This is a genomic window from Streptomyces sp. Ru62 (assembly GCF_002920615.1).
Classification (GTDB): Bacteria; Actinomycetota; Actinomycetes; order Streptomycetales; family Streptomycetaceae; genus Streptomyces.
Window position 1 is genome coordinate 12,843 of the sequence record NZ_PQSU01000011.1, and the last position, 19,912, is coordinate 32,754.

A 19,912-nucleotide genomic window follows, 5' to 3' on the forward strand; every position below is an offset into this window, starting at 1 on the left:
CAGGGGCGCCCCCAGCGCCGTGCCCCCGAGGGGCGGGATCAGTCCACGAACGTCGCCGCCAGGGCGTCCGCCAGGCCCGGCACCAGGTCGGGTCCGGTCAGGACCTCCGTCGGGGAGTCCTTCTCCCGCAGCCGCAGCGCCGACTCGCGGCTGCCGTCGCGCAGCACGGCGACCGTCATCCGGACCTCCTGGCGCTCGGGGTGCTCGGCCACCCACCTGGCCAGCCCGGCCTCGTCCAGACCGGAGGGGACCTGGGCCTCGGCGGACGGCGGCAGCATCAGGCGCTCCACCGCGAGCGCGCAGCCGGTCACGGCGTCGGGCCAGGCGATGGTGCCGAGGAACTCGTCGAGGGGCTTGCCGGACGGGAGCTCGTCCTGCTCGATCGGGGTGAGACCGACGGTCTCGGACTCGTCCTCCAGGCCCAGCTGGGCCGCGAGCGAAGGTTCCTGAGCCCGCAGCCGTGCGGTGTCTACGAGGGCGAAGAGGCGAGCGGGCTGGTCCCAGCCGAGGCCGGAGACGTACTCGTCGATCTCGAGTACGGCCCGGGTGAGCGGGCTCGCTGCCATGGGAGTGTTGGACATGGTCACAATCCTGCCTCGTTCCCGGCCGGAATCGGGAACCGAGTAGACCGTGAGTAAGTTGCATAGGTGTGGGCCCGCGATCACGGGGGGCCACGGCGGGCCCGCGAACCCGAGGGTCTGACGGATCGACAGCGAACTTCGAGGTGCGCACCTTGGCTTTCCAGATGCCGGACCGCGGCGGAGGCCCGACGGGGCCACGGATCAGAGCGGGCCGCCCGTCCCGGAGGGTGAGGGCCCTGCTCGTGACACTGGGCGTGCTCGCCGTGCTCGGCATGGCGTTCACCATGTTCGCGGGCTTCTGGACGGACTGGCTGTGGTACCGGTCGGTGCACTACTCGTCCGTGTTCACCACCACCCTGTCGACCAAGATCGGGCTCTTCTTCGTCTTCGGCCTGCTGATGGCGGCCGCGGTCGGCCTGAACATCTGGCTCGCCCACCGGCTGCGGCCGCCGCTGAGCGCCATGTCCATGGAGCAGCAGAGCCTCGACCGCTACCGCATGGCCGTCGCGCCGTACAAGAAGTGGCTGCTGCTCGCCGTCACCGCCCTGGTCGGACTGATCGCGGGCGCCTCGGCGGCCGGCCAGTGGCGGACCTGGCTGATGTGGGTGAACGGCGTGCCCTTCCACCAGAAGGACCCGCAGTTCCACCTCGACGTCTCCTTCTACGCCTTCGACCTGCCCTGGTACCGCTTCCTGCTGGGCTTCGGCTTCGCCGCCGCCATCCTGTGCCTGATCGCCGCCGCGCTCACGCACTACCTGTACGGCGGGCTGCGCGTCACCAGCCCGGGGGCGCGTGCCACCGCCGCCGCGACCGGCCACCTGTCGGTGCTGCTCGGCATCTTCGTCGCCCTCAAGGCGGTCGCCTACTGGCTCGACCGGTACGGCCTCGCGGTGAAGTCCAGCGACTTCAAGGCGACCGGCAACTGGACGGGACTGCGCTACGTCGACGCCAACGCCTACCTGCCGGCCAAGACGATCCTGTTCTGCATCGCCGTCATCTGCGCGCTGCTGTTCTTCGCCACCCTGTGGCGGCGCACCTGGCAGCTGCCGGTCATCGGCTTCGGCCTGATGGTGCTGTCGGCGATCCTGATCGGCGGCCTGTACCCGGCCATCGTGCAGAAGTTCCAGGTCCAGCCGAACGAGCAGGCCAAGGAGGCGCCGTACGTCCAGAAGAACCTGAAGGCGACCCGCGAGGCGTACGGCATCGACCAGGCCAAGGTCACCGAGTACCCGGGCAGGTCCACGACCTCGGACAAGACGAAGCTGCGCGACCAGGTCGGCGCCACGGCCAGCATCCGCATCATGGACCCGAACGTCGTCTCGCCGACGTTCCAGCAGCTCCAGCAGATCAAGGCCTACTACGGATTCCCGACCAACCTCGACGTCGACCGGTACCCCAAGGACGGCAAGGAGCAGGACACCGTCATCGGGCTGCGCGAACTGAACCTGGACGGCATCCCGAAGAACAACTGGATCAACGACCACTTCCGCTACACGCACGGCTTCGGCGTGGTGGCCGCCAAGGGCACCGAGGCGGACTCGGAGGGCCGGCCGGTCTTCACCGAGAAGAACCTGCCGTCCCAGGGCGACCTCGGGACGTACGAACAGCGGATCTACTACGGCGAGAAGACCACCACGTACTCGATCGTCGGAGGCCCCCAGAAGGAGGTCGACTACTCCGACAACGAGCGTGAGATGACCACCAGCTACCAGGGCAAGAGCGGGGTCAACCTCGACAACCCGGTCAACCGGGCCGCGTACGCGGTGGCGTTCAACGAGCCGCAGATCCTCTACTCGGGGGCGATCGGCAAGGGCTCCCGGATCCTGTACAACCGCACGCCCAAGGAGCGCGTGGAGGCGGTGGCCCCCTGGCTGACCATCGACGGTGACGCGTACCCGGCGGTCGTGAACGGCCGCATCCAGTGGATCGTCGACGCGTACACGACGTCGAACGGCTACCCGTACGCCTCCCGTACGACCCTCGGTGACACGACGGCCGACTCGCTCACCGCGACGAACAACTCACGCGCGGTGGTGGCCCAGCAGAACCAGGTCAACTACATCCGCAACTCGGTGAAGGCGACCGTCGACGCCTACACCGGCGACGTCAAGCTGTACCAGTGGGACACCCAGGACCCGGTGCTGAAGACCTGGATGAAGGCCTTCCCCGACACGGTGGAGCCGCGCAGCGCGATCTCCCCGGAGCTGATGGATCACCTGCGCTATCCGCAGGACCTGTTCAAGGTGCAGCGGGAGCTGCTCACCCGCTACCACGTGACGGACGCGCAGACGTTCCTCACCGGCAGCGAGGTGTGGGAGGTCCCGGACGACCCGACGAACAACTCGGGCAGCGCGGTGCCGCCGTACTACCTGAGCATGAAGATGCCGGGCCAGAGCGAGCAGGCGTTCTCGCTGACGACGACGTTCACGCCCAACGGGCGGGACAACCTCAGCGCCTTCATGGCCGTCGACTCCGATCCGCGCACCAGCGACTACGGCCGGATCAGAGTCCTGAAGCTGCCGACGAACACGACCGTCGACGGCCCCAAACAGGTCCAGAGCCAGTTCAACTCCGAGTCGGCCATCGCGGAGACCATCAGCCTCCTCAGCCGCGGGCATTCGAAGGTGGAGTACGGCAATCTGCTGACCGTGCCACTGGACGGGGGCCTGCTGTACGCGGAGCCCGTCTACGTCCGCGGTGGTTCGCTCAAGTACCCGTTGCTGAGGAAGGTTCTGGTCACCTACGAGGGCAAGACCGCCTTCAAGGACACCCTGGACGAGGCCCTCGACGAGGTGTTCGGCGTGAAGGGCTCGGCCAGGCCGCCGGAGACCGGCACCACCACCCCGCCCAACACCGCCAATCCGACGGTCAAACAGGCGCTGGAAGACGCGCAGAAGGCGTTCGACGCCGGGCAGCAGGCGCTGAAGAACGGACCGGACTGGGACGCGTACGCCAAGGCGCAGAAGGATCTCCAGGACGCGCTGAAGCGGGCCGAGGAGGCCCAGTCCAAGACGGGCGGCAAGAACGGCGACAAGAACCGGAGTTGATCAAGACCCCCTCGCACCGTGGTACGGTTGACACACAACGGCGCGGGGTGGAGCAGCTCGGTAGCTCGCTGGGCTCATAACCCAGAGGTCGCAGGTTCAAATCCTGTCCCCGCTACTGAAGTCGAAGGCCCGGATCCAACACGGATCCGGGCCTTCGTGGTGTGCGAACTCATGTGCTGAGGGGAGGGACCGGCCGCGCCGCCGTGGGGAGTTGGGCGGTATGTGTTTGACTTGTCTCTCTGTGGGCATGTCGACAAAACGCTCAAGTGACCTCACGGGCTGCGTTATACCGGGTGTACCCAGGTTGCAGGTGGTGCGACGATGGACGTTATGGGGGACAAGGCAACTCTGTTCGAGTCAGGGCGATTTGTGCAGCCTTCCGACGCGGAGCCGGCCCGCGACGAGTTGGCGGACATGGGGGAAGCCGGCGAGGATACGCGCCTCGCGCTCGCCGCGCAGAGCGGTGACGCCGAGGCGGCGAGCGTCCTCGGGGCCATGCTGCTGCGCCGCGGCGACCTGGACGGAGCCGAACCCCACCTGCGCGCGGCCACCGCGGCCGGTGACCGGGCCGCCGCCAACAACCTGGGCGTCCTGCTGCACCAGCGCGGTTACCCCGAGGAGGCGGCCGGCTGGTGGCGGATCGCCGCCGTCGCCGGTTCCGCCGCCGCCGCGCACGCGCTCGGCCGCCACCACCGGGAGCGCGGGGACGAGCCGGCCGCCGAGTACTGGCTGCGCCAGTCCGCCGAGCAGGGCCATGTCCTCGGCGCCTACGCGCTCGCCGACCTGCTGGAGCACCGCGGGGACGTCGGCGCCGAGCACTGGATGCGTGCCGCCGCCGAGCGCGGACACCGCGAGGCCGCCTACCGGCTGGCGCGCGCGCTCGACCGCGCGGCCGGACACGGGGACGAGGCCGGGGGGGACAACGCTGTCGCGGAGGCCGAGCAGTGGTACCGGCAGGCCGCCGCGCGCGGGCACCGGCGGGCCGCGCTCCAGCTCGGGGCCATCCTGGAGAGGCGCGGCGAGCTGAAGGAGGCCGGGCGCTGGTACCTGACCTCCGCCAAGGACGGCGAGCCGCGGGCCGCCTGCGCGCTCGGCTTCCTGCTGCGCGACGCCGGCGACACCGAGAGCGCGGCCGTGTGGTGGCTGCGCGCCGCCCAGGACGGCGACGGCAACGCGGCCAACGCGCTGGGGGCGCTGCACGCCGAGCGCGGCGAGACCCAGACCGCCGAGCGGTGGTACCGGGCCGCGCTGGACGCCGGTGACGACAACGGCGCCTACAACCTCGGGCTGCTCTGCGCCGAGCAGGGCCGCACCGCGCAGGCCGAGCAGTGGTACCGGCGGGCCGCGTACGCCGGGCACCGCGAGGCCGCGAACGCGCTGGCCATCCTGCTGCTCCAGAACGGCGACACGACCGGGGCCGAGCCGTGGTTCTCCAAGGCCGCCGAGACCGGGAGCGTGGACGCCGCGTTCAACCTCGGCATCCTGTACGCCGGGCGCGGCGAGGACGAGATGGCGCTGCGCTGGTACGAGCGGGCGGCGGCCGCCGGGCACGCCGAGGCCGCGCTCCAGGTGGGGATCGCCCGGCTGCGCGAGGGCGACGAGCAGGAGGCCGAACGGCATCTGCGCTGCGCGGCGGGCGGCGGCAGCGCGGAGGGCGCATACCGGCTGGCCGCCCTGCTCGACGCGCGGCGGCCGCCGGAGCCCGCGCACGAGCTGGGGGAGACCGTGCAGGAGAAGACCGAGTGCGAGGAGTGGTACGAGCGTGCCGCCTCGCAGGGGCACCGGCGGGCGCAGGTGCGGGTCGGCATGCTCGCGGCGGCGCGGGGCGACGTGGTGGAGGCGGCGCGGTGGTACCGGGCGGCGGCCGAGGCCGGGTCGCGCAACGGCGCCTTCAACCTGGGGCTGCTGCTCGCCCGCGAGGGGAGCGAGCCCGAGGCGGCGGTCTGGTGGACGCGGGCCGCCGATGCCGGGCACGGGCGGGCGGCGCTGCGGCTGGCCCTCGTCTACGCGCGTCGCGGCGAGCTGGCTGAGGGGCAGCGGTGGGCCGACAGGGCGGTCGCGCTGGGGCCGGCGGAGGTGTCCGAGCGGGCGGCACGACTGCGGGACGCGCTGCGGGAGGAGCTCTCGGCGTGACGCCGGACACCCCGGCCCCAACTGATTTGCTTCTCGATGTCTCCCTCACGTAGTGTCGTGTTCACCGACGCGGGGTGGAGCAGCTCGGTAGCTCGCTGGGCTCATAACCCAGAGGTCGCAGGTTCAAATCCTGTCCCCGCTACTGAAGGCCGAGGGCCGGAATCCAGAGATGGGTTCCGGCCCTCGGTGTTTCCGTACCCGGCAACCCGCACGCGCGACCGGCAAACCGCATACGCGAAGAGCCCCGGCGGATGCCGGGGCTCCAGGGAAGCGGGTGTACTACGCGCCCGCGCAGTCCGGGCACAGCCCCCGGTACGTCACCTCGACGTCCGACACCGTGAAGCCGAAGCGCTCGGTGTCGGGGAGGTCGGCGAGGGGGTTGCCGGTCGGGTGCACGTCGCGGATCGCGCCGCACCGGGCGCAGACCAGGTGGTGGTGCGGCCGGTGCGCGTTCGGGTCGTACCGCTTGGCGCGCTTGTCCGTCGTGACTTCCAGCACCTCGCCGAGCGAGACCAGCTCGCCCAGCGTGTTGTAGACGGTCGCCCGGGAGATCTCGGGCAGCTTGGCGACAGCCCGTGCGTGGACCTCGTCGGCCGTCAGATGGACGTGCTCGCCGTTCAGGACCTCGGCCACCACGCGTCGCTGCGCGGTCATCCGCCATCCGCGTCCACGCAGCCGTTCCAGAAGGTCGCTCATGGCCACCAGCCTAACAGGAAGAGTCCCCAGGTCGGGAATAGGTGTGATTTTGGATCGTCATTTGACTTAGACAATGTCCATTGTAGGATCGGAACCGGCTTTGGCCACAGGACAGGACTAGTCAGTGATGACGCAGGAGGCGTACGTGACGCAGGGACCGCTCACCACGGAGGCCGGTGCCCCGGTCGCCGACAACCAGAACAGCGAGACGGCGGGCGTCGGCGGGCCGGTCCTCGTCCAGGACCAGCTCCTGCTGGAGAAGCTGGCGCACTTCAACCGCGAGCGCATCCCGGAGCGCGTGGTGCACGCCCGGGGCGCCGGCGCGTACGGCACCTTCACCGTGACCGCCGATGTCACGCCCTACACCCGCGCCGCGTTCCTCTCCGAGCCCGGCAAGCAGACCGAGGTCTTCCTGCGCTTCTCGACCGTGGCCGGCAACCTCGGCGCGGCGGACGCCGTCCGCGACCCGCGCGGCTTCGCGCTGAAGTTCTACACCGAGGAGGGCAACTACGACCTCGTCGGCAACAACACCCCGGTCTTCTTCATCCGGGACGCGATCAAGTTCCCGGACTTCATCCACACCCAGAAGCGCGACCCGTACACCGGCAGCACCGAGGCCGACAACGTGTGGGACTTCTGGTCGCTGTCGCCCGAGTCGACCCACCAGGTGACCTGGCTGTTCGGCGACCGCGGCATCCCCGCGTCGTACCGGCACATGGACGGCTTCGGCTCGCACACCTACCAGTGGAACAACGCGGCCGGCGAGGTCTTCTGGGTCAAGTACCACTTCAAGACCGACCAGGGGATCAAGAACCTCACCGCCGGGGAGGCCGAGGTCCTCGCGGGCAAGGACCCCGACTCGCACCAGCGCGACCTGCGCGAGGCGATCGAGCGCGGGGAGTTCCCGAGCTGGACCGTGGGCGTGCAGATCATGCCGGCGGCGGACGCGGCGACGTACCGCTTCAACCCGTTCGACCTGACCAAGGTGTGGCCGCACGCGGACTACCCGGTCATCGAGATCGGCAAGCTGGAGCTGAACCGCAACCCGCAGAACATCTTCGCCGAGGTCGAGCAGTCGATCTTCTCCCCGGCGCACTTCGTGCCCGGTATCGGCCCCTCGCCCGACAAGATGCTCCAGGGCCGGCTCTTCGCCTACGGCGACGCCCACCGCTACCGCGTCGGCATCAACGCCGACCACCTGCCGGTGAACCGCCCGCACGCCACCGAGGCGCGCACCAACTCCCGTGACGGCTTCCTCTACGACGGCCGGCACGGCGGTGCGAAGAACTACGAGCCGAACAGCTTCGGCGGGCCGCAGCAGACCGGCCGTCCGCTCTGGCAGCCGTTCGACGGCTTCACGGGCGGCACCGGCAACCACCCGACGCCCGTGCACGCCGAGGACGACGACTTCGTGCAGGCGGGCAACCTCTACCGGCTGATGTCGGAGGCGGAGAAGGAGCGGCTGATCGCCAACCTCGCGGGCGCGATCTCGCAGGTCTCGCGCGAGGACATCGCCGAGCGCGCGATCGGCAACTTCGCGGCGGCCGACGCCGACTTCGGCAAGCGGCTGGAAGCGGCGGTGCGGGAGCTGCGCGGCTGAGCCGGCCGCCCTCGCGGCTGGGCGGGCCGGACCCCACGGTGCTCGGGGTCCGGCCCGCTTCGCGTGTCACAGCGCGGGCGTGGGTTCGCGGGCCGGGAGCCAGCGGCGGACGATGTCGCGGACCGAGACGATCCCGGCCACGTCGCCGCGGTCGAGGACGACGAGGTGCCGGAAGCCGCCGTGCGCCATGGCGCGGGCCGCCTCCTCCAGGGTCCAGGTGGGGGCGGCGAAGACGACGTCGGTGGTGGTGTGGGCGTGGGTGCGCTCCGCGTCCGGGTTCTGCCCGAGGCCGACGGAGTTGAGGATGTCGCGTTCGGTCAGGATGCCGATGCCGCCGGCGTCCGGGTCGAGGACCACGGCGGCGCCGACACGGCGGGCGGACATCAGGGCGGCTGCCTCACGGAGGGTGTGGGCGGGGCCGAGGGTGAGAATCACCGTGCTCATGGCGTCACGGACGAGCATGGACGGACCACCTCCTAGGAATCCCTGGGAAAGTTCAGGGATTCACAAGTTCACAAGTGGGGGTGGGCTCAGAGTGCCAGGTAAAGGGAGGGTCAACAAGAGGGCGCGCGGCGCCAGTTGAGGGCGTAGCGGGAGTACGTCCGGTCCTCCCCCCGTTCCTCACGGGCGCGGGCGGAGGTACTCCAGCAGCTCGTCGTGGAGCAGGCCGTTGGATGCCGCCGCGTCGCCGCTGTGCGGGCCCGGGCGGCCGTCGAGGCCGGTGAACGTCCCGCCCGCCTCCGTCACGATGATCGCGTTGGCGGCCATGTCCCACAGCGACAGCTCCGGCTCGGCGCAGATGTCCACGGAACCCTCGGCGACCATCATGTACGGCCAGAAGTCGCCGTACGCGCGCGTGCGCCAGACCTGGCGGGACAGATCCAGGAAGCCGTCCAGGCGGCTGCGCTCCTCCCAGCCGGAGAGCGAGGAGTACGCGAAGGAGGCGTCCGCGAGCTTGCCGACGCGCGAGACGTGGATGCGGTTCGCGGAGGTGAGGTTGCGGCCGGTGAAGGCGCCGTGGCCCTTCGCCGCCCACCAGCGGCGGCCGAGCGCGGGGGCCGAGACCACGCCGACGACGGGCTGGTAGCCGCCCTCGCCCGCCTCCATCAGGGAGATCAGGGTGGCCCAGACCGGGACGCCCCGCACGTAGTTCTTCGTCCCGTCGATCGGGTCGATCACCCAGCGGCGGGGGCCCGTGCCCTCGATGCCGTACTCCTCGCCGAGGACGGCGTCCCGCGGGCGGGCGCGCTGGAGCTGGCCGCGGATGAGTTCCTCCGCGGCCTTGTCCGCCTCGCTCACCGGGGTCATGTCCGGCTTCGTCTCCACCTTCAGGTCGAGGGCCTTGAAGCGGGCCGTGGTGGCGGCGTCGGCCGCGTCCGCGAGGACGTGGGCGAGGCGCAGGTCGTCGAGGTAGTCGGGCATGTGAGGCACGGTATCCGGCGGGGCCGCCACGGGGCCACCGGGGGCGCCGGGAGAGCCCCGGAGGGACGCGGCTGGCCGCGCGGCAGGCCATGGCGGACCCGCGGCGGGAGGACGGCCGAACGCCTCCAGCGCTCCCTCGCGAACCCTTGACAGTGCATACAAGCGCGTCAAATCTGGGCGCAGAGTCGGTGTGGTCCAGGGAGGCGAGGATGCCTGCTGCCCGGGAGTCCCTGTTGGACGCCGCGTACACGGCGCTCGCGCGCCGGCCGTGGTCCGCCGTGCGGATGGTCGACGTGGCCGCGTCGGCCGGGGTGTCCCGGCAGACCCTGTACAACGAGTTCGGCAGCAAGGACGGCCTGGCCCGGGCGCTGGTGCGGCGGGAGGCCGACGGATACCTCGCCGGCGTCGAGCGGGCCCTCGCCGGCCCCACCGGCGCGCGGGACCGGCTCACCGCCACCGCCGAGTGGACGGCCACCGCCGCCCGGGACAACGTGCTGGTCCGGGCCATGCTCACCGGCTGCTGGACCGAGTGGTTGCCGAGCCCGCCGCTCACCGCCGTGCCCTCCACCACCGCGGTACCGGCGCAACGCCGGGCGGACGGGCCGCTGCCCGCGCCCCGCGACTTCGTGCGGATCGTCCGGGACCGCGCGGCGACCGCGCTGGCCGGCCCCGGCGCCGACCCGGCCGACACCGCCGAACTGCTCCGCTCCTGTGAGCTCGTCGTACGCCTCGCCCTGTCCTGTGTGGCGGCGCCGCCGGGGGAGGGCGGGATGGCCGAGCTGGTACGGGCGGTGCTGCCACGGCACCTGGTGTGAGGCCGGCCTCAGACACCGTCCTCGTAGGGTCCGCCCCGGAAGTACAGGGCCCCGTAGTGGCGGGGCCGGTCCCCGCGTTCGTGTGCGGCGTCGGAGCGGTCGGCGGGCGCGGAGCGCCGGGCCAGGTCCCGCAGCCGGTCCAGGCCGGCCAGCACCTCGGCACGGTGGCCGGACTCCTTCATCCACCGGGGCAGCCGCGCGAACATCGCCATGGTCGGACGCGCGGGGCCCCGCTCGCGCAACGCGGCACCGACGTAGGCGGCCAGCGCTTCGAGATGCTCCTCGTTGCAGGCCCACAGCACGCGGCCGAGGCACCGGGTCTGGAGCCACAGGGGCCGCCGGAAGAAGGGGTCCTCGGTGCCGCCCGGCTGGGCCGCGACCAGTGCCCGGCCGCGCGGGTCCGCCGTCCAGTGGGCGATCGCGCCACAGCCCGCGCAGGTCAGCCGGCGCGGCAGGAACAGCAGCTCGCTGAAGTACGGCGGCGCAGGCAGGTCCGGCCGGGGAGTGACCAGCGCGCGGCCACCGCAGCCCGGGCAGACCACCAGCACCCGGCCCGTGTACTGGACCAGCCAGCGGCCCGTGTCGTGGTGCCGGGACGGATACGTGCCCCCCATGCCCCGCCCCCTAGTGCGCCGACCCCGACAACTGCAGCCCGATCACCCCGATGATGACCAGGCTGATCGACACGATCTTCAGGGTGGAGACCAGGTCGCCGAGGAAGACCATGCCGTAGATGGCGGTGCCCGCCGCGCCGATGCCCGTCCACACGGCGTAGGCGGGGCCGACGTCCAGCTTCCTCAGGGACAGGGTGAGCAGACCGAAGCTGCCCAGGGCGAACGACGCGAAGGCGATCGTCGGCCACAGACGCGTGAACCCGTGCGAGAGCTTCAGGCACACGGCGAAGCCGGTCTCCAGTATCCCGGCCACTATGACCAGCAGCCACGCCATGTGCGGTCCTCCCGTTGATCCGGATCTCCGGCTCGGTGCGATTATGCACTTACCGCCCTCGCACCCCGGCAAACAACGCGAGGCTCAGTCGCCTTCCTTGCGCTCCCTGGTGGCCAGCAGCCGGCGCAGCGAGTACAGCCGTGCCGGGTCCGCGTGCCCCTCCGCCACCCACGCGTCCAGCGCGCAGTCCGGCTCGTCGTGGCTGCACGCGCGCGGGCAGCCCGCCGTGCCGGGTTCGAGGTCGGGGAAGGCGTGGATCACCCGGGACGGGTCGATGTGCGCGAGCCCGAAGGAGCGGACCCCCGGTGTGTCGACGACCCAGCCCCCGGCACCGCTCAGCGGCAGGGCGAGGGCGGAGGTGGTGGTGTGCCGGCCCCGGCCGGTCACCGCGTTGACGTGTCCCGTCGTACGCCGGCGCTCCTTTGGCACCAGCGCGTTGACCAGGGTGGTCTTGCCGACGCCCGAGTGGCCCACGAACGCGGTGATCTTGCCGTCGAGGTGTTCGCGGACCCGGTCCGCCGCGTCTCCGTTCTCCAGTTCCCCACGGCTGGTGACGACGTACGGGATGTCGAGGGCGCCGTACAGCTCCAGCAGCTTGTCCGGCGGGGCCAGGTCCGACTTGGTCATCACCAGCAGCGGCTCCAGACCGCCGTCGAAGGCCGCGACCAGGCAGCGGTCGATCAGCCGGGGGCGGGGCTCGGGATCGGCCAGGGCCGTGACGATCGCCAGCTGGTCGGCGTTGGCGACGACCACCCGCTCGTACGGATCGTCGTCGTCGGCCGTGCGGCGCAGCACCGACGTCCGCTCCTCGATGCGGACGATCCGCGCGAGCGTGTCCTTCGTGCCGGACAGGTCACCGACCAGGGCCACCCGGTCGCCCACCACGGCCGCCTTGCGGCCCAGCTCGCGCGCCTTCATCGCCATCACGACCCGGTCGTCGACCAGGCAGGTCAGCCGTCCCCGGTCGACGGTGAGGACCATGCCCTCGGCCGCGTCCTCGTGCTTGGGCCGGATGTTCGTCCGCGGCCGGTTGCCCTTGCGGTTGGGACGGCTGCGGATGTCGTCCTCGTCGGTGTGCTTGCCGTAGCGGCGCATGGTGTACGTCCCTACTGCCCGAGCATCCCGGTCCACAGCTCGGGGAAGTCCGGCAGGGTCTTCGCCGTCGTCGCCACGTTCTCGATCCGCACGCCCGGCACGGCCAGGCCGATGATCGCACCGGCGGTCGCCATGCGGTGGTCCTCGTAGGTGTGGAAGGTCCCGCCGTGCAGCGCGCGCGGGCGGATGTGCAGGCCGTCGGCCGTCTCCGTGACGTCACCGCCCAGCTCGTTGATCTCCTTGGTGAGCGCGGCCAGCCGGTCCGTCTCGTGGAGCCGCAGATGGGCCACGCCCCGCAGGGTGGACGGCGAGTCGGCGAGCGCGGCCACCGCGGCGATGCCGGGGGTCAGCTCGCCCACGTCACCGAGGTCCACGTCGATGCCGTGGATCGCCCCCGAACCGGTGAACTCCAGGCCGTACTCGGTGAGTTCGCAGGAACCGCCCATCTCGGTGAAGATCTCCCGCAGCCGGTCACCCGGCTGGGTGGTACGGGCCGGCCAGTCCGGGATCACCACCTTGCCGCCGGTGACCAGGGCCGCCGCCAGGAACGGCTGCGCGTTGGACAGGTCCGGCTCGATCGTCAGGTCCCGTCCGAGCAGCGCGCCCGGCGTCACCCGCCACACGTTCGGCTCGCCGCCCGACTCCGGCGTGTCCACCTGGGCGCCGACCGCGCGCAGCATGTCCACCGTCATCCGGATGTGCGGCATCGAGGGCAGGCTGGCGCCGGTGTGGCGGACCTCCACGCCCTGGTTGAAACGGGGGCCCGACAGCAGCAGCGCCGACACGAACTGCGAGGACGAGGAGGCGTCGATCGACACCGGGCCGCCGTCCAGGGCCCCGCCGCCGTGCACGGTCAGCGGCAGTGTGCCCCGGCCGTCGTCGTCGATCCGGGCGCCGAGCACCCGCAGCGCGTCGATCACGCCGTTCAGGGGACGCTCGTACGACCGCGGGTCCCCGTCGAACCGGACCGGGCCGTCGGCCAGCGCGGCCACCGGCGGCAGGAACCGCATCACCGTGCCCGCGTTGCCGACGTCGACCGTGGCCGGGCCGGACAGGCCCGTGGGCAGCACCCGCCAGGCCTCGCCGGTGCCGTCCGGGCCCACGCCCTCCTCGATCTCCACGCCCATGGCCCTGAGGGCACCGGCCATCAGCAGGGTGTCCCGGGACCGCAGCGGGCGGCGCAGCCAGCCGGGCTCGGAGGCCAGGGCCGCGAGGACCAGAGCGCGGTTGGTGACCGACTTGGACCCCGGCACGTGGACCGTCGCGTCGACGGCTCCGCTCGCGTGCGGGGCGGGCCAGAGGGCGGTGGAGGAGGTGTTCGGGGCCATGGGGCCACTTTATAAGGAGGCAGCGCCGTCAACCCTCCAGCAGCCAGCGGCCCCCGCCGATCAGCGAACACAGCGACACGGCGTGGAACAGGAACAGCCACAGGCCCGCCGGTACGTGCGTCAGCCGCGCCAACTGGTCCGCGTCCGAGTCCCCGGCCCCCGACCGGGACCGCTTGGCCTGGAGCTCGAACGGCGGCCGTACCCCGCCGGACAGCAGGAACCACACCACCGCGTACGCGAACGCGGCCTGCACCTGCGGCCCCGCCAGCCAGGACACCAGCAGGAAGGCCCCGCCCGCGAGGACCACGGTCAGTACGCCGTACGCGTTGCGGATCATCACCAGCATCGCCACCAGCAGGGCGGTGGCCACCCACAGCAGGAGGGTGATCCGCCCGGCGGCCAGCAGCGCGGCCCCGCCGAGACCCAGCAGCGAGGGGGCCGTGTAGCCCGCGGCGGCCGTCAGGATCATGCCCAGCCCGTGCGGCTTGCCCCGGCTCACGGTGAGCCCGCTGGTGTCGGAGTGCAGCCGGATCCCGGTGAGCTGCCGGCCGGTGAGCAGGGCGATCAGACCGTGACCGCCCTCGTGCGCGATGGTGATCGCGTTGCGGGATATCCGCCACACGGGGTGGGGGACGACCACCGCGAGCGCGGCGGCCAGCGTGGCCAGCACCACCCACAGGTCGGGGTCGGGCTGGGTGCCGGTGAGCCGGTCCCAGAGGCCGGGCAGCGCGGTGGCGGCGAGGCGGTCCATATCTGCTGGTGGCTCCCTTTCGCTGGACGGAATCTGGCAGTGTGGCACGTATGTGCGGACGGTATGCATCGAGTCGTGGGCCCGAGGATCTCGCAGGAATCTTCGAGGTCGAGAAGTGGGACCCCGAGGAGACCCTGGAGCCCGACTACAACGTGGCGCCGACCAAGGAGGTCTACGCCGTCCTGGACCGCCCTCTGAAAGACGCGGACTCCCCGCGTCCGGTTCGCCAGCTCCGCTCGCTGAAGTGGGGGCTGGTCCCGTCCTGGGCCAAGACCCCGGAGGGTGGCGCCCGGATGATCAACGCCCGCGCCGAGACCGTGCACGAGAAGCCCGCCTACCGGCGCGCCTTCGCCACCCGCCGCTGCATCGTGCCGGCCGACGGCTACTACGAGTGGGTCACCGGTCAGCAGGAGCGCGACCTGGAGGTGGAGGGCAGGAAGAAGCGGCCGCGCAAGCAGCCGTACTTCGTGCTGCCCGCCGACGGCTCGGTGTTCGCGATGGCCGGTCTGTACGAGTTCTGGCGCGACCGGACCCTGCCCGACGACCACCCGCGGGCCTGGTGGGCCACCTGCTCGGTGATCACCACCGAGGCGGAGCGGACCCCGCTGGCCGTGGCCCCCGCCGAGGGTCCGCGCTCCCTCGCCGAGATCCACCCCCGGATGCCGCTGATGCTCACCCCGGACCGCTGGGACGCCTGGCTGGACCCCTCCCGCACCGACCCCGACGACCTGCGCGAGCTGCTCGCCCCGCCCCCGGCCGGCCTGATGCGGGCCTACCCGGTCCCCACCGCCGTCAGCAACGTCCGCAACAACGGCCCGGAGCTGCTGAAGGAGCTGGAGGGACCGGAAGAGGGCACACTCTTCTGATGTGACGGACGTGACGGAAGTGACCACACAGACGGTCGGTACGGATGCCGGTGACGCCCGGATCACCTGGCACCCGGCGAAGAGGGCACGGCTGGTGCTGGCCGTCAGCCACGGCGCCGGCGGCGGCATCGAGGCACGCGACCTCCGGGCGCTCGCGGCCGCCCTGCCCGCCGACGGCGTGACCGTCGCCCTCGTCGAGCAGCCCTGGCGGGTCGCCGGCAAGAAGGTCGCTCCCGCGCCGAAGACCCTGGACACCGGGTGGCGGGGCGTGTGGCCCGCGCTCGCGGAACCCGGCCTGCCGGTGGTCTCCGGGGGCCGCAGCGCCGGCGCCCGGGTCGCCTGCCGCACGGCGGCCGGGCTGGGCGCGCACGCCGTGCTCGCGCTGAGCTTCCCGCTGCACCCGCCGGGCAAGCCGGAGAAGTCCCGGGCGGACGAGCTGCTGGGGGCCGGCGTGCCCACGCTGGTCGTCCAGGGCGGCAACGACCCCTTCGGGAAGCCGGCGGAGTTCCCGGAGGGTGACTTCCGGCTCATCGAGGTGCCGTACGGCGATCACGGGTTCGCCGTGCCCAAGCGCGCGGAGATCACCCAGGAGCGGGCGCTGGAAACCGTCACCGGCGCGGTACGGGAGTGGATCGCGTCACTCGGGTGACCCGGGAATGTTGTGCGGTGGGCCGCTGTTGACAGCGACGGAAGTGCCGACGGCTTCGGCACCGACGTCGTAGGAGAGGAAGTCCGCCGCATGGGTTCGACCATCTGCCCGGCCCGCAGCAGCCGCAATGACCTGGACTGGTCCGTGCTGCACGCGGCCAAGACCGCTCCTATTCGAGCGGCGGCAGGCACGGGTCGTGTTCTATCCTCCGAAACGAGTGGGATCGGTTTCGGTCCCGCCCGTGATCTTGAGGAGGTGGGTCCGGTCACCGGTACCGACGCAGGGACCGACAACGGCCAGGCGGAGCTGCCCGAGGGCCAGGGCGTCAGCGCGGACGCGTCCGATGAGTCGACCGCGGAGCGCAGCGCGCGCTTCGAGCGGGACGCGCTCGAATTCCTCGACCAGATGTACTCGGCCGCGCTGCGCATGACGCGCAACCCGGCCGACGCCGAGGACCTGGTGCAGGAGACGTACGCCAAGGCGTACGCGTCCTTCCACCAGTTCCGCGAGGGCACCAACCTCAAGGCGTGGCTGTACCGCATCCTCACGAACACCTTCATCAACTCCTACCGCAAGAAGCAGCGCGAGCCCCAGCGCTCCGCCGCGGAGGAGATCGAGGACTGGCAGCTCGCCCGTGCCGAGTCGCACATGTCGACGGGTCTGCGCTCCGCCGAGTCGCAGGCGCTCGACCACCTGCCCGACTCGGACGTGAAGGCCGCGCTCCAGGCGATCCCCGAGGAGTTCCGCATCGCCGTCTATCTCGCGGACGTCGAGGGGTTTGCCTACAAGGAGATCGCGGACATCATGGGGACACCCATCGGTACGGTGATGTCCCGGCTGCACCGGGGCCGCCGTCAGCTGCGCGGCATGCTGGAGGACTACGCCCGTGAGCGCGGGCTGGTCCCGGCCGGCGCCGGAGAGTCGAACGAAGCGAAAGGCTCGGGCTCATGAGCTGCGGAGAGCCGCACGAGACGGACTGCAGTGAGGTCCTCGACCACCTGTACGAGTTCCTCGACAGCGAGATGCCGGACGTCGACCGCGACAAGTTCCAGCACCACTTCGAGGAATGCTCCCCGTGCCTGGAGAAGTACGGCCTGGAGCAGGCCGTGAAGAAGCTGGTGAAGCGGTGCTGCGGGCATGACGACGTGCCCGCCGACCTCCGGGCCAAGGTCATGGGGCGGATCGAGCTGATCCGCTCCGGGCAGACCGTGCCGGAGCACGACGTGGCCAAGGCCCCCGCGGCACCGCAGGAGTCCTGACACGCCGGGACATCTCACCCGAACGTGCTAATCCTCAGGTCATAAGCCCCGCACCCCCCGACTCCGCCCTAGGCTCCGAGCCTGGAGCAGGCACGGTCGGGGAGGGGCGTGATGGACGTGGTACCGGCAAGGGCACGCGGCTATGTCGCCGTCGTCGCCCTGTCGGCCGTCCTCTGCCTGCTGCCCCTGCCGGCGACGCACACCCCCTGGGGGGAGCCGGCCCTGCTCGCCGCGCTCTACGCGGTCTGCGGGCACGCCGTACGCCGCCGCTTCGGCGGCACCTTCTACCCCGTGCTGCTCGCCGGTGCGTTCCTGCTGCCCCCGGCCGCCGCCGCGCTCGTCCCGGTGCCCGCCGCGCTGCTCTCCCCGGTCGAGCACCGGCCCGCCCTGCTCCGGCGCGTGTGGCGGGCCGCGCAGCCCGCGCTCGCCGTGTGGGCCGCCGCCCGGACGCACTGCGCGCTCGGCGGCGAGGACGCCGTCCTCGGCTCCGACTTCCCCTCCGCGCTGCTGCCCGCCGGCGCGGCCGTCCTCGCGTTCTGCCTGGTGCTCACCGCGCTCGACGGCGGCCTGCGCGCGGCGGCCGGGCTGGTGCCGCTGCGGCGGGCCTGGCGCGGGCTGCTGGGGCGCTCACTCGCCCCGGTCACGGTGCACGGACTCGCCGGGCTGATGATGGCTGTCCTGTGGCGCAGCCCCTACGGCCCGGTCGCCGCGCTCCTCGTGCTGCTGCCGATGGGCGTCTCCTGGTGGGTCTTCGCGCTGTACCACCGCGAACGCGCCGCCCACCAGGCCACCATCCGCGCCCTCGTCCAGGCCGTCGACATCAAGGACGGCTACACCCGCGGCCACAGCGAACGCGTCGGACAGGCCTCCGTGCTGATCGCCCGCGAACTCGGCATGGACGACGACCGCGTCGAGGTGCTGCGCTTCGCCGGCATCCTGCACGACGTCGGCAAGCTGGGCGTGCCCACCCGGCTGCTGCGCAAGGAGGGCCCGCTCACCCCGGAGGAACGGCGGATCATCGAGCTGCACCCCGAGTACGGCCACGAGATGGTCCGCGGGATCTCCTTCCTGGGCGAGGCCCGCGCGGCCATCCTCCACCACCACGAACGGCTCGACGGCAGCGGCTACCCGTACGGCCTGGCGGGCGGCCAGATCCCCGAGTGCGCCCGGATCGTCGCCGTCGCGGACGCCTTCGACGCCATGACCTCCACCCGCTGCTACAGCAGGGCCCGCCCGGTCGAGGCCGCCGTCGCCGAGCTGGAGCGCTGCGCCGGGTCGCACTTCGACCCCCGCATGGTCGGCGCGCTCGTGCGCGCCCTGCGCCGCTCCGGCTGGCACCCGGCGGTCACCGCCGACGAACCGGCGTACGGCACCCCGCCCGCGGAGCGGACCACCGGCACCGGGGCGCCCCGGTGACCGCCCTGCGGCTGATCCACGCCGCCGCCGCCCTCGTCGCGGCCGGTTCCCTCGCCGTCACCCTCTGGACCGGCCTGCACGACCGGGGCGTCGCGCTCGCCTTCGGCGTGCTCATAGCCGTCGGCGAACTGACCCGCTGGAACGACGAGCAGGGACAGCGGCAGGCCGCGCCCCTCGGTGCCGCCGGCGCCCTGTCGTACGCCCTGCTGGGCGCCGACGCCGGACGGCCCGGCCAGCACGGAGCCGCCCAGGTCGTCACCGTCGTCCTCGTCGCCACCGTGCTCGGCGCCGTCCCGCACATCTGGTCCGGCCGCGGCCCCACCGCCGACCACCTGACCCGCCGGATCCTCACCGTCGGCTTCGCCGCCGTCTGCTTCCAACCGCTCTACAGCCAGGGCGTCTTCGCCCATTGGGTCGGTCCCGCCTACGCCCTCCTGCTGCTCACCCTGCTCGCCCTCACCTCCCTGTGCGGGGCGGTCCTGGCCGCCGCGCTCGCGCACTGCCGCACTAGCTGGCCGTTCGGCCCGCTGCTGCGCGAGGAACTGCGCGGACTGCTCGGCATCGGCTCCGCGATCTGTGCGACCGGCGCCGTGATGGCACTCGCGGTAGCCGTCGTCGGCCTGTGGGCGCTGCCCGTGTTCTGCCTGCCCATGCTGCTCGTCCAGCTCTCCCTGCGCCGGTACGCGGCCGTCCGCGCCACCTACCGGCAGACCATCGCCTCCCTCGCCCGCGCCACCGAGATCGCCGGCTGCACCCCCGCGGGGCACGCCCACCGCGTTGCCGCGCTGAGCCTCGCCGTCGGCCGGGACCTCGGCCTGAGCGGGCCCGAACTGACCGTCCTGGAGCACGCGGCCCTGATGCACGACATCGGCCAGCTCAGCCTGGTCGACCCGGTCCCGGCCGGCGCCACCGCCGGCCTGCCCGCCGCGGAGCAGCGGCGCATCGCCCTGCTCGGCGGTGCCGTCGTCCGGCAGACCGGCGTGGACGCGGCCGTCGCCGTCGTCGTGGAACGGCAGGCCGACCCCTACCGGGAACAGCCGCTCGCCGCCCGCATCGTCCGGGCCGTGAACGCCTACGAGGAGAAGACCCGGGACGCCGGTCCCGAAGGCCCGCTGCGCGCGCTGGAGGAGCTGCGACTCGGTACCGCCGGGGACTACGCTCCCGAGGTCGTGGAGTCGCTCGCCCGGGTACTGGCCAGGCCTCCCGGAGTCCGGGAGCGCGTGCCGGTGCGACGAACAGGACTGTCTGACCCCGCGCCCGGCGGGGTAACCCATGGGTAATGAGCGCCTTTCCCGCGGCACGTGGT

The 19,912-nt window shown here is 72.1% G+C and carries 19 protein-coding genes and 2 tRNA genes; 12 read left to right on the forward strand and 9 right to left on the reverse strand.

What is annotated here, in order from left to right; all coding sequences use genetic code 11:
* Positions 1 to 38: 38 nt before the first annotated feature.
* Positions 39 to 581, reverse strand: a complete 543-nt coding sequence (locus C3492_RS16260; protein ID WP_258055735.1) for a PPA1309 family protein — start codon at positions 579 to 581, stop codon at positions 39 to 41.
* A gap of 164 nt (positions 582 to 745) precedes the next feature.
* Between C3492_RS16260 and C3492_RS16265 the strand changes: the two genes are divergently transcribed.
* The 4 genes from C3492_RS16265 (at position 746) to C3492_RS16280 (ending at position 5,903) form a co-directional block, all read left to right on the forward strand.
* A complete protein-coding gene (locus C3492_RS16265) occupies positions 746 to 3,628 on the forward strand; it encodes a UPF0182 family protein (RefSeq protein ID WP_258055744.1) in 2,883 nt (960 codons plus the stop codon).
* 41 nt (positions 3,629 to 3,669) lie between these two features.
* Positions 3,670 to 3,743: transfer RNA gene (locus tag C3492_RS16270), tRNA-Met, on the forward strand.
* A gap of 206 nt (positions 3,744 to 3,949) precedes the next feature.
* Positions 3,950 to 5,761: a tetratricopeptide repeat protein gene (locus C3492_RS16275; protein ID WP_181140398.1), complete on the forward strand. Its 1,812-nt coding sequence runs from the start codon at positions 3,950 to 3,952 to the stop codon at positions 5,759 to 5,761.
* Positions 5,762 to 5,829: 68 nt separating this feature from the next.
* A tRNA-Met gene (locus C3492_RS16280) sits at positions 5,830 to 5,903 on the forward strand.
* 137 nt (positions 5,904 to 6,040) lie between these two features.
* Here C3492_RS16280 and C3492_RS16285 read toward each other — a convergent pair.
* The gene (locus C3492_RS16285) at positions 6,041 to 6,457 is read right to left on the reverse strand and encodes a Fur family transcriptional regulator (RefSeq protein ID WP_103812490.1); all 417 of its coding nucleotides are present in this window, start codon (positions 6,455 to 6,457) and stop codon (positions 6,041 to 6,043) included.
* Between the two features lie 145 nt (positions 6,458 to 6,602).
* On the opposite strand from C3492_RS16285, the gene C3492_RS16290 reads away from it, so the two are divergent.
* A complete protein-coding gene (locus tag C3492_RS16290) occupies positions 6,603 to 8,057 on the forward strand; it encodes a catalase (protein WP_103812659.1) in 1,455 nt (484 codons plus the stop codon).
* Positions 8,058 to 8,123: 66 nt separating this feature from the next.
* Here the strand turns inward: C3492_RS16290 and C3492_RS16295 are convergent, their stop codons facing one another.
* Positions 8,124 to 8,519 (reverse strand): cyclic nucleotide-binding/CBS domain-containing protein, encoded by a 396-nt coding sequence (locus C3492_RS16295; RefSeq protein ID WP_103812491.1) that lies wholly within the window; start codon positions 8,517 to 8,519, stop codon positions 8,124 to 8,126.
* A gap of 159 nt (positions 8,520 to 8,678) precedes the next feature.
* Positions 8,679 to 9,479, reverse strand: coding sequence for a histidinol-phosphatase (hisN, locus tag C3492_RS16300; protein WP_103812492.1), 801 nt, complete (start codon positions 9,477 to 9,479; stop codon positions 8,679 to 8,681).
* A gap of 209 nt (positions 9,480 to 9,688) precedes the next feature.
* On the opposite strand from hisN, the gene C3492_RS16305 reads away from it, so the two are divergent.
* Positions 9,689 to 10,294 carry a TetR/AcrR family transcriptional regulator gene (locus C3492_RS16305; protein ID WP_103812493.1) on the forward strand — a complete coding sequence of 202 codons (606 nt, stop codon included), beginning with the start codon at positions 9,689 to 9,691 and terminating at the stop codon, positions 10,292 to 10,294.
* An 8-nt stretch (positions 10,295 to 10,302) separates the two neighbouring features.
* Here C3492_RS16305 and C3492_RS16310 read toward each other — a convergent pair whose 3' ends face one another.
* From C3492_RS16310 to C3492_RS16330, 5 genes are all read right to left on the reverse strand, one after another.
* A complete protein-coding gene (locus C3492_RS16310) occupies positions 10,303 to 10,908 on the reverse strand; it encodes a hypothetical protein (protein WP_103812494.1) in 606 nt (201 codons plus the stop codon).
* A gap of 10 nt (positions 10,909 to 10,918) precedes the next feature.
* The gene (locus C3492_RS16315; protein ID WP_103812495.1) at positions 10,919 to 11,242 is read right to left on the reverse strand and encodes a multidrug efflux SMR transporter; all 324 of its coding nucleotides are present in this window, start codon (positions 11,240 to 11,242) and stop codon (positions 10,919 to 10,921) included.
* Between the two features lie 84 nt (positions 11,243 to 11,326).
* Entirely contained in the window at positions 11,327 to 12,337 is a 1,011-nt protein-coding gene (rsgA, locus tag C3492_RS16320; protein ID WP_103812496.1) for a ribosome small subunit-dependent GTPase A, read from the reverse strand.
* Positions 12,338 to 12,348: 11 nt separating this feature from the next.
* Positions 12,349 to 13,665, reverse strand: coding sequence for a 3-phosphoshikimate 1-carboxyvinyltransferase (gene aroA / locus C3492_RS16325; protein WP_014674885.1), 1,317 nt, complete (start codon positions 13,663 to 13,665; stop codon positions 12,349 to 12,351).
* Between the two features lie 28 nt (positions 13,666 to 13,693).
* Complete coding sequence (locus tag C3492_RS16330; protein ID WP_103812497.1) at positions 13,694 to 14,416, reverse strand: M50 family metallopeptidase; 723 nt, start codon at positions 14,414 to 14,416, stop codon at positions 13,694 to 13,696.
* Between the two features lie 50 nt (positions 14,417 to 14,466).
* Here C3492_RS16330 and C3492_RS16335 point away from each other — a divergent pair, with 50 nt between their 5' ends.
* The 6 genes from C3492_RS16335 (at position 14,467) to C3492_RS16360 (ending at position 19,886) form a co-directional block, all read left to right on the forward strand.
* Positions 14,467 to 15,282, forward strand: a complete 816-nt coding sequence (locus C3492_RS16335) for an SOS response-associated peptidase (RefSeq protein WP_103812498.1) — start codon at positions 14,467 to 14,469, stop codon at positions 15,280 to 15,282.
* A gap of 19 nt (positions 15,283 to 15,301) precedes the next feature.
* Entirely contained in the window at positions 15,302 to 15,931 is a 630-nt protein-coding gene (locus C3492_RS16340) for an alpha/beta family hydrolase (RefSeq protein WP_103812660.1), read from the forward strand.
* Positions 15,932 to 16,186: 255 nt separating this feature from the next.
* Positions 16,187 to 16,882 (forward strand): RNA polymerase sigma factor SigR, encoded by a 696-nt coding sequence (sigR, locus tag C3492_RS16345; RefSeq protein ID WP_014674890.1) that lies wholly within the window; start codon positions 16,187 to 16,189, stop codon positions 16,880 to 16,882.
* The gene (rsrA, locus tag C3492_RS16350) at positions 16,879 to 17,190 is read left to right on the forward strand and encodes a mycothiol system anti-sigma-R factor (RefSeq protein WP_103812500.1); all 312 of its coding nucleotides are present in this window, start codon (positions 16,879 to 16,881) and stop codon (positions 17,188 to 17,190) included. The genes sigR and rsrA overlap by 4 nt, the downstream gene beginning before the upstream one ends.
* Before the next feature lie 111 nt (positions 17,191 to 17,301).
* Positions 17,302 to 18,606 carry an HD-GYP domain-containing protein gene (locus C3492_RS16355; RefSeq protein ID WP_103812501.1) on the forward strand — a complete coding sequence of 435 codons (1,305 nt, stop codon included), beginning with the start codon at positions 17,302 to 17,304 and terminating at the stop codon, positions 18,604 to 18,606.
* Positions 18,603 to 19,886: an HD-GYP domain-containing protein gene (locus tag C3492_RS16360; protein ID WP_103812502.1), complete on the forward strand. Its 1,284-nt coding sequence runs from the start codon at positions 18,603 to 18,605 to the stop codon at positions 19,884 to 19,886. The genes C3492_RS16355 and C3492_RS16360 overlap by 4 nt, the downstream gene beginning before the upstream one ends.
* The last annotated feature ends 26 nt before the right edge of the window (positions 19,887 to 19,912 follow it).

Excerpts from the sequence above, each read along its gene's own strand:
- C3492_RS16295 (WP_103812491.1), bottom strand. The coding sequence starts at position 8,519 with ATGCTCGTCCGTGACGCCATGAGCACGGTGATTCTCACCCTCGGCCCC.
- C3492_RS16330 (WP_103812497.1), bottom strand. The coding sequence starts at position 14,416 with ATGGACCGCCTCGCCGCCACCGCGCTGCCCGGCCTCTGGGACCGGCTC.
- C3492_RS16315 (WP_103812495.1), bottom strand. The coding sequence starts at position 11,242 with ATGGCGTGGCTGCTGGTCATAGTGGCCGGGATACTGGAGACCGGCTTC.
- C3492_RS16265 (WP_258055744.1), top strand. The coding sequence starts at position 746 with ATGCCGGACCGCGGCGGAGGCCCGACGGGGCCACGGATCAGAGCGGGC.
- hisN (WP_103812492.1), bottom strand. The coding sequence starts at position 9,479 with ATGCCCGACTACCTCGACGACCTGCGCCTCGCCCACGTCCTCGCGGAC.
- C3492_RS16305 (WP_103812493.1), top strand. The coding sequence starts at position 9,689 with ATGCCTGCTGCCCGGGAGTCCCTGTTGGACGCCGCGTACACGGCGCTC.
- rsrA (WP_103812500.1), top strand. The coding sequence starts at position 16,879 with ATGAGCTGCGGAGAGCCGCACGAGACGGACTGCAGTGAGGTCCTCGAC.
- C3492_RS16260 (WP_258055735.1), bottom strand. The coding sequence starts at position 581 with ATGTCCAACACTCCCATGGCAGCGAGCCCGCTCACCCGGGCCGTACTC.
- C3492_RS16335 (WP_103812498.1), top strand. The coding sequence starts at position 14,467 with ATGTGCGGACGGTATGCATCGAGTCGTGGGCCCGAGGATCTCGCAGGA.
- rsgA (WP_103812496.1), bottom strand. The coding sequence starts at position 12,337 with ATGCGCCGCTACGGCAAGCACACCGACGAGGACGACATCCGCAGCCGT.
- C3492_RS16275 (WP_181140398.1), top strand. The coding sequence starts at position 3,950 with ATGGACGTTATGGGGGACAAGGCAACTCTGTTCGAGTCAGGGCGATTT.
- C3492_RS16355 (WP_103812501.1), top strand. The coding sequence starts at position 17,302 with ATGGACGTGGTACCGGCAAGGGCACGCGGCTATGTCGCCGTCGTCGCC.
- aroA (WP_014674885.1), bottom strand. The coding sequence starts at position 13,665 with ATGGCCCCGAACACCTCCTCCACCGCCCTCTGGCCCGCCCCGCACGCG.
- C3492_RS16285 (WP_103812490.1), bottom strand. The coding sequence starts at position 6,457 with ATGAGCGACCTTCTGGAACGGCTGCGTGGACGCGGATGGCGGATGACC.
- C3492_RS16310 (WP_103812494.1), bottom strand. The coding sequence starts at position 10,908 with ATGGGGGGCACGTATCCGTCCCGGCACCACGACACGGGCCGCTGGCTG.